We start from the raw sequence: 5,293 nt of genomic DNA on the forward strand, positions 1-5,293 counted from the left end.
GCGGTGGACCTGCGTCACCCATCATTTCCCGCGCTCTCGAGCCAGTTTCGAGTGCCGGGATCACGCTTCGCCGCCGAGCCGGCGAAGCCATGTTATCGAGGAGTTATGTCATGAGTAGCAAGAACAAGGTGATCCAGGCGCTTGAAAACGAGCAGATGAGCAAGCAGGTGCCGGTCTTCGCCCCGGGCGATACCATCGTCGTGCAGGTCAAGGTCAAGGAAGGCAACCGCGAGCGTCTCCAGGCCTTCGAAGGCGTGGTGATCGGCAAGCGTAACCGCGGCCTGAACTCTGCCTTCACCGTGCGCAAGATCTCTCATGGTGTCGGCGTCGAGCGTACCTTCCAGACCTACAGCCCGCTGGTCGACTCCATCAGCGTCAAGCGCCGCGGCGACGTGCGCCAGGCCAAGCTCTACTATCTCCGTGAGCGCAGCGGCAAGTCTGCCCGCATCAAGGAAAAGCTGGGCTGAGAGCCTGTAGGACTTGACACTGATCTTCTGCAAGATCGGTCAAGTCCGACAGACTCCTGGGCGCACCGGTGGGTGCGCCACCCGCGAGACCCCGTCACCGCTTGCGCGGGGCGGGGTCTCGTTGCATTGGGGCCAAGGTCCGGCAGCGTCGGGGGACTACCTGAATGTCGCACGTCGATGAACCCCATGTCCTGATCGACACCTTTCTCGATGCGCTGTGGCTGGAGCGCGGGGCGAGCGACCATACGCTGGCGGCATACCGTCATGACCTCGAGGCCTGGGTCAAGCGCCTGGAGGAGGTGGGGGGCTCCCTGCTCACCCCCGGCGATGCGGCACTGCCCGCCTGGCTCGACGAGCGACGGACGGCAGGCTATCGTTTGCGCAGCAACGCGAGACTGCTTTCCAGCCTGCGTAGCTTCTATCGCTGGGCGCTGGCCGAGTCGCGCACCGACCGCGATCCGCTGGCCGACGTTCGCTTGCCTCGAGTGCGGCCGAACCTGCCGGATACCCTGGAGGAGGCGGAGGTGGAGCGGCTGCTGGCGGCCCCCGACCTCTCGACGGACCTGGGGATGCGGGACCGGGCCATGCTCGAGGTGCTCTACGGTTGCGGGCTGCGGGTCTCGGAGCTGGTGGGGTTGACCGTGGAGGCGGTCAATCTGCGCCAGGGCGTGGTGCGTGTGCGAGGAAAAGGGGACAAGGACCGACTGGTCCCCCTGGGGGAAGAAGCCGTACACTGGCTGTCACGCTATCTGCGCACGGCCCGTGGGGCGCTGATGTCCGATATCTCCCGGCCAGCGCTGTTTCCCGGGCGTGGTGATAACTGCATGACACGGCAGGCATTCTGGTACCGTATCAAGGCCCATGCACGGACCTCCGGCATCACGCGGCCGCTGTCGCCACATACCCTGCGGCACGCCTTTGCGACGCATCTATTGAATCATGGGGCCAATCTGCGTGTCGTACAGCTGCTGCTCGGTCACAGCGACCTGTCGACCACCCAGATCTATACCCATGTTGCGCAGGCTCGACTCGAAGCCCTGCACGCCGACCATCATCCTCGAGGCTGACTCATGATCGCTCTATCACGCCGTATCGCCAGCACCCTGTTTACCCTGACGTTACCCTTGGTCGCCCTGGCCCTGCCCGCAAGCGCGGTGGCCGGCGACTCCGCCCGGCTGGCTGAACGCCTGCAGGTCGGGGGCCAGCCCATGCCGGTGGCCAGTATCCGTGACACGCCCATGGAGGGGATCTACCAGGTGCGCCTGGAGACCGGGGAATCCTTCTACAGCGATGTGGAAGGGCAATACTTCCTGGTCGGCGACCTCTACGAGAACAGCGGCCAGGGGCTGGTCAACCTGACCGAGCAGTCCCGCAACGATGAGCGGGTGGCGCGGCTGGCCGAGGTGGACAGGGGAGAGCGGGTCATCTTTCGCGGCACGGCCGAAAGTCGGGCAGAGATCGTGGTGTTCACTGACACCACCTGTCCCTACTGCCGCCAGTTTCATGAAGAGGTACCCGACCTCAATGCCATGGGCATCGAGGTGCACTATCTGGCCTTCCCGCGCATTGGCATGAATGGAGAGGCGCCCGGGAGCTGCAGCAGATATGGTGTGCGGACAATCCCAGCGAGGCGATGACGGCGATCAAGGGCCAGCAAGCCCTCTCGAGTGCCGTCGACTGCGACAATCCGGTCGAGGCACAGTATCATCTCGGCATGGAAATCGGGGTGCAGGGCACACCGGCCATCGTGCTGCCCGATGGTCGCATGGTGCCGGGCTACGTGCCCGCCGAACGCCTGGCCGACATGCTCGGCCTCGACGGCTGACGGGCAACGACACAGTCAGGGGTTATCGCCGGCGACGGTACGCCGGCGATGACGCGCTGGACATGAAGAAACGGAATATAGAGCAACTGGATATCGCACAGCCGAAAACAGAACGGCTGGCAATAGAGCGGTCGGCATGGCACGACCGGATATCGACTGGCTGGACATTGATACACAACAGGGGAGCGGGACATTGAAACCGGTGAGAGTGGGAATCTGTGGTCTGGGTACCGTAGGCGGCGGCACCTTCAACGTGCTGACGCGCAATGCCGACGAGATCGCGCGGCGTGCAGGGCGCCCGATCGTCATCGAACAGGTGGCGCATCGCAGTCTGAACCCGGAGTGTGACCTCACCGGCATCAAGACCACCACGGATGTCTTCGAGGTGGCCCGTAATCCCGATATCGATGTCGTGGTGGAACTGGTCGGGGGCTATGAGCTGGCCCGGGAGCTGGTGCTCACGGCCATCGCCAACGGCAAACACGTGGTGACCGCCAACAAGGCGCTGATCGCCGTGCACGGCAACGAGATCTTCCAGGCCGCCCACGAGCAGGGCGTCATCGTCGCCTTCGAGGGCGCCGTGGCGGGTGGCGTTCCGGTAATCAAGTCGCTGCGCGAAGGCCTGGGTGCCAACCGCATCGAATGGGTGGCCGGCATCATCAACGGCACCGGCAACTACATCCTGACGCACATGCGCAGCGAAGGGCGCGCCTTCGAGGACGTGCTGGCCGAGGCCCAGGCACTGGGCTACGCCGAGGCGGACCCGACCTTCGACGTGGAGGGCATCGATGCCGCCCACAAGCTGACAATCCTCGCCTCCATCGCCTTCGGCGTGCCGCTGCAGTTCGAGAAGGCCTATACCGAAGGCATCTCCCGGGTCACCTTCGACGACGTGGAGCAGGCCGACAACCTCGGCTACACCATCAAGCACCTGGGTATCTGCAAGCGGACCGATGAGGGCCTCGAACTGCGGGTGCATCCGACGCTGATCCCCAAGGAGCGCCTGCTGGCCAACGTGCATGGGGTCAAGAACGCCATTGCCATCATGGGCGATGCCGTGGGACCGACTCTCTACTACGGCGCTGGTGCCGGGGCCGAGCCACCGCATCGGCGGTGGTCGCCGACCTGCTGGACGTTGCCCGGGATATCGCCACCGACCACCACTACCGGGTGCCCTACCTGGCCTTCATCGGCATTGGTGACGACGACGGCAGCATGCCGATCCTGCCCATGGAGGATATCGTCACCGCCTACTACTTGCGCCTGCTGGCGGTCGACCGTCCCGGCGTACTGGCACGGGTGGCGACCATCCTCGCCGAGCAGGGGATCTCCATCGAGGCGCTGGTGCAGAAGGAGGCCACCGAAGGGGAACTGGTGCCGATCATTCTGCTGACCCATCGCACCCGTGAAAAGAACATGAACGAGGCGATCCGTCATATCGAATCCATGGCCGACATTGCAGGGTCGGTCACGCGGATCCGTGTCGAGTCGCTGGACGAGCAGGAATAACGCCATGCGCTACATCAGCACCCGCGGGCAGGCGCCCGCGCTCTCCTTCGAAGAGGTCGTGCTCACCGGCATGGCCAGTGACGGCGGCCTCTACGTACCGGAAACCGTGCCGCAGCTCTCCCCGGAGGCGCTGGCCGACATGGCCGGGCTCTCCTATGCGGAGATCGCCTTTCGCGTCATGCAGCCCTACGTCAATGGCGAGATCGACGACGAGACGTTCCGCGACATCGTTCGCGACGCCTACGCCACCTTCAGCCACGATGCCGTGGTGCCGCTCAACCAGCTCGACGCCAACCACTTCCTGCTCGAGCTGTTCCATGGTCCCACGCTCGCCTTCAAGGACGTCGCCCTGCAGCTGCTCGGCAGGCTGCTCGACCACTTCCTGGCCAAGCGCGGCGAGCGGGCCGTGATCATGGGCGCCACCTCCGGCGACACCGGCTCGGCGGCCATCGAGGGCTGTCGCCACTGCGACAACCTCGACATCTTCATCCTGCATCCGCACAACCGGGTCTCCGAGGTGCAGCGTCGCCAGATGACCTCGGTGCTGGCCGACAACGTCTTCAACGTCGCCATCGAGGGCAACTTCGACGACGCCCAGGCCATGGTCAAGGCGAGCTTCGCCGACCAGAGTTTCCTGAACGGCACCCGGCTGGTGGCGGTGAACTCGATCAACTGGGCGCGCATCATGGCCCAGATCGTCTACTACGTGGCTGCCGGAGTGGCGCTGGGCGCGCCCCATCGCCAGGTGAGCTTCTGCGTGCCGTCGGCCAATTTCGGCAACGTCTTCGCCGGCTACATGGCCTACCGCATGGGCCTGCCGGTCAAGCAGTTCATCATCGCCACCAACGCCAACGACATCCTGCACCGCACGCTGGCCGCCAACGACTTCTCCAAGCAGGAGCTGGTGGCGACCCTGGCACCCTCCATGGATATCGTGGTGTCGTCCAACTTCGAACGGCTGCTGTTCGAAGCCTACGAGCGTGACGGCGATGCCGTGCGCGGCCTGCTCGAGCGCTTCCAGTCCGAGCCCACGGCGCTGGCCGAGGCGCCGCTGGCCAGGCTGCGCAAGCTGTTTGCCAGCCACAGCGTCGATGATGCCACCATCCTCGAGGTGATCCGCGAAGCGCATCATCGCACCAAGGAGGTCCTCGACCCGCATACGGCGACCGGCTACCGCGCCGCCGAGCGGGCCCGGGCCGATGCCGCCACGCCGATGATCACCCTGGCCACGGCCCATCCGGCCAAGTTCGCCGAGGCGGTGGTCAAGGCCGGCTTCCCCGGCGTGCCGCTGCCGCCGCACATGGACGATCTGCTGGAGCGCGAGGAGCGCTACACGGTACTGCCTGCGGAGCTGGAACAGGTGCAGCGGTTCGTGGCCGAAAATCGACGCTAGTAGCGAGAGGTAGCGAGAGGCGCGGGGACAGGTCTGGAGGGGGTCTTCCAGGGAAGGAAAAGTAGCGTACAGGGAGGTATTACAGCGCCCCGAACAGAC

Annotated in this window: 5 protein-coding genes and 1 pseudogene; all 6 read left to right on the plus strand. The window is 65.0% G+C overall.

Features of this window, described 5'->3' with window-relative positions:
* Positions 1–110: 110 nt before the first annotated feature.
* The 6 genes and pseudogenes from rplS (at position 111) to thrC (ending at position 5,194) form a co-directional block, all read left to right on the plus strand.
* Positions 111–467 carry a 50S ribosomal protein L19 gene (rplS, locus tag Q427_RS09600; RefSeq protein ID WP_043513339.1) on the plus strand — a complete coding sequence of 119 codons (357 nt, stop codon included), beginning with the start codon at positions 111–113 and terminating at the stop codon, positions 465–467.
* Between the two features lie 164 nt (positions 468–631).
* Positions 632–1,534: a site-specific tyrosine recombinase XerD gene (xerD, locus tag Q427_RS09605; protein WP_043513342.1), complete on the plus strand. Its 903-nt coding sequence runs from the start codon at positions 632–634 to the stop codon at positions 1,532–1,534.
* Between the two features lie 3 nt (positions 1,535–1,537).
* Positions 1,538–2,104, plus strand: coding sequence for a DsbC family protein (locus tag Q427_RS09610; protein ID WP_331280593.1), 567 nt, complete (start codon positions 1,538–1,540; stop codon positions 2,102–2,104).
* Positions 2,101–2,292 carry a thioredoxin fold domain-containing protein gene (locus tag Q427_RS36145; RefSeq protein ID WP_331280594.1) on the plus strand — a complete coding sequence of 64 codons (192 nt, stop codon included), beginning with the start codon at positions 2,101–2,103 and terminating at the stop codon, positions 2,290–2,292. The genes Q427_RS09610 and Q427_RS36145 overlap by 4 nt, the downstream gene beginning before the upstream one ends.
* 193 nt (positions 2,293–2,485) lie before the next feature.
* Positions 2,486–3,801, plus strand: a pseudogene (locus tag Q427_RS09615) (homoserine dehydrogenase).
* A gap of 4 nt (positions 3,802–3,805) precedes the next feature.
* Positions 3,806–5,194 (plus strand): threonine synthase, encoded by a 1,389-nt coding sequence (thrC, locus tag Q427_RS09620; RefSeq protein ID WP_043513344.1) that lies wholly within the window; start codon positions 3,806–3,808, stop codon positions 5,192–5,194.
* Positions 5,195–5,293 lie beyond the last annotated feature (99 nt).

It is taken from the genome of Halomonas sp. BC04 (assembly GCF_000568385.1).

Bases quoted from the DNA above. Each gene is read 5' to 3' on its own strand.
- rplS (WP_043513339.1), top strand. From the start codon at position 111: ATGAGTAGCAAGAACAAGGTGATCCAGGCGCTTGAAAACGAGCAGATG.
- xerD (WP_043513342.1), top strand. From the start codon at position 632: ATGTCGCACGTCGATGAACCCCATGTCCTGATCGACACCTTTCTCGAT.
- Q427_RS09610 (WP_331280593.1), top strand. From the start codon at position 1,538: ATGATCGCTCTATCACGCCGTATCGCCAGCACCCTGTTTACCCTGACG.
- Q427_RS36145 (WP_331280594.1), top strand. From the start codon at position 2,101: ATGACGGCGATCAAGGGCCAGCAAGCCCTCTCGAGTGCCGTCGACTGC.
- thrC (WP_043513344.1), top strand. From the start codon at position 3,806: ATGCGCTACATCAGCACCCGCGGGCAGGCGCCCGCGCTCTCCTTCGAA.